This is a genomic window from Komagataeibacter sp. SM21, from assembly GCF_041402665.1.
Lineage (GTDB): Bacteria > Pseudomonadota > Alphaproteobacteria > Acetobacterales > Acetobacteraceae > Komagataeibacter > Komagataeibacter saccharivorans.
The window spans coordinates 3697-6165 of sequence record NZ_JBGLOV010000047.1 but is presented as its reverse complement, the minus strand read 5'-3'; the positions used below and the strand labels follow the sequence as shown (position 1 = coordinate 6165).

Sequence of the window (2469 nt, the reverse complement as noted above, 5' to 3'; positions counted from 1 at the left end):
ACTCAGAAGCTCCATGTCAATCACTCCAAAAACCCCCAGCAGATGATGCCGGGGAGTGTGGAGGCATGGGTCAAATCTCGATGAAAATTTCCGCCCTACCCGGGTCAGTTCTCAGTGAAAATCAACAATCTGCACTCGCCTCCATGGGAAAATGGACCATCGAAATCATCAGGCGATCCGATACGGCAAAGGGCTTTGAAATCCTGCCGCGCCGCTGGGTGGTTGAACGGACATTCGCCTGGCTGGGACGATGCAGGCGGCTAGCCAAAGATTGGGAAAAATCCATCGCCTCATCAACCGCGTGGACACTGATCGCTTCAATCCGCATGCTCACACGACGGACAGCAAGGCATTGTCAGGGTTGAAGAACTTTCGGATCGGGCTCTTAAAGATCGAGGGTGTCCTCAGCAGCTAAGCTCGCTCCTATATCTACTCTTGCTCCACGGCTGAAACTCTTGAACGTCAGCGCCGTTAGAGTAGTGGCATAATGGTTTCAAACTAAAAAATTACCCGAGAAGACGAGTCCTTACTTGTGTGGTAGGCATTGTAATGAAAAAGTTTTTCATACAGGAAAAAAGTAAACGCTTAGCAACATCTTTATTGTGCGGTGTTTGTCTTTGTGCTTTTAATAATTCTTACGCCAGCTCCGCGCCAGATAATGTAAAAATATTTAATCCAACAGAAGATAATACATCTTCAGAAATTATTACTGATAACGGTTCTTCTGTGTCTGTTGTGAAAAATGGTAGTGCTACACAGACTCTTACAGGAAATAACACCTACACAGGTTCGACAACGATCAACGGTGGGATACTAGCGCTTACAGGAGCCAATACCTATACGGGTCTGACCACTGTTAGTTCAGGGGCTGGATTGAATGTTTCGGATGGAGGAAGTCTGTCCGGGACGGCCGCCATTCATGATGACGGGTCAGTTACACTTTCTGATGGAACCGTCTCCATGACGAGCACGCCAACAGATAAAAACCACGGTCAGATTCTAGTTGGTATAAATTCCGGCTCGTCGGCAAGTCTGAATGTTGAAAGTGGAAGCGCCATTACTGCTAAAAATACGTATATTCAGGCTGGTTGGGCTGCTGGTAGTACAGGAACGATCACAGTAGATAGACATTCGACGATCAATTCTAAGCTGCTTCTTGTCGGGGAAGGAGGTAGGGGAATAGTTACCATTGAAGGAGCATCTTCTGCCACAGCCGCTGTGGTGGGGCTCGGTAATTCCAACGGCAGCACAGGTCAGATCTCGGTTACGGGAAATGACAGCACGCTGACAGCTTCTCAAGAGCTTTATGTCAATCTTGATGGCAGCGGAACGGTCTCCGTGAGTGATGGAGGTGTCATCAGTTCCGGTAGTATTTCGTTTGGGGATGGAGCGTCTAATAGTCAGACGGGTACATTGACGGTTGGTCAGGGTGGGACGCTGGAAGTTGGTGGCACAGATGGCATTGTTGCCGACGAAGGGAATAACGGATCTTATCAGTTTAATCTTTCTGGTGGTATACTGCAGGATACGGGCTCTGATTTAACCTCGTCTGTCAACGCAACGTTGGTGGATGGTACCGATTCTACAGTTGATACGAATGGTCTAAATACGACACTCTCTGGTGTTTTGTCCGGAAGTGGTAGTCTGACAGTATCCGATACATCCGGGTCTGGAGACGGAATTTTAACCCTGGCGGGTTCCAACAGCTATACGGGCACGACGGCGATCAGTGGTGGAACATTGCAGCTTGGTGATGGCGGCACCACGGGTGATGTCTCTGGCAGCGCGGCGATCCATGATAATGGCACACTGGCTGTTGATCGCAGCAACACGCTGACGCTGTCCCAGGCCATTGATGGTACGGGAGCCCTTGTCCAGAAGGGCACAGGGACAACCATCCTGGCGGGTTCCAACAGCTATACGGGCACGACGACGATCAGTAGTGGAACATTGCAGCTTGGTGATGGCGGCACCACGGGTGATGTCTCTGGCAGCGCGGCGATCCATGATAATGGCACGCTGGCTGTTGATCGCAGCAACACGCTGACGCTGTCCCAGGCCATTGATGGTACGGGAGCCCTTGTCCAGAAGGGCACAGGGACAACCATCCTGGCGGGCACGAACACCTACACAGGTGTGACAACGGTCAGTGGTGGCACGCTGGCCCTGTCTGGCACGGGTTCGATTGCGGACTCGAGTGGCGTGCATGATGATGCGGCGTTCGATGTTTCCGGTGTGACGGGTAGCGGTACGTCGATCCAGGCCCTGGATGGCAACGGAACGATTGCACTGGGCAGCAACACGCTGACCCTGACCAACGCCAACACCACGTTCGGCAACGTGTATTCCGGTGTGGCTTCGGGCCAGGGCGGGCTGACGGTTTCCGGTGGCACCGAGACGCTGACGGGCACGAACACCTACACAGGTGACACGTCTGTGGCCTCGGGTGCGGGTCTGGATCTTCCGGGC

Annotated in this window: 2 protein-coding genes; both read left to right on the top strand. The window is 52.3% G+C overall.

Going from position 1 to position 2469, the window contains the following annotated elements; all coding sequences use genetic code 11:
* Nucleotides 1–365: transposase (locus ACBR42_RS16740; RefSeq protein ID WP_371208787.1), on the top strand; the 365-nt coding region annotated here is incomplete at its 5' end.
* A gap of 184 nt (nucleotides 366–549) precedes the next feature.
* Nucleotides 550–2469: beta strand repeat-containing protein (locus ACBR42_RS16735; RefSeq protein WP_371208786.1), on the top strand; the 1920-nt coding region annotated here is incomplete at its 3' end.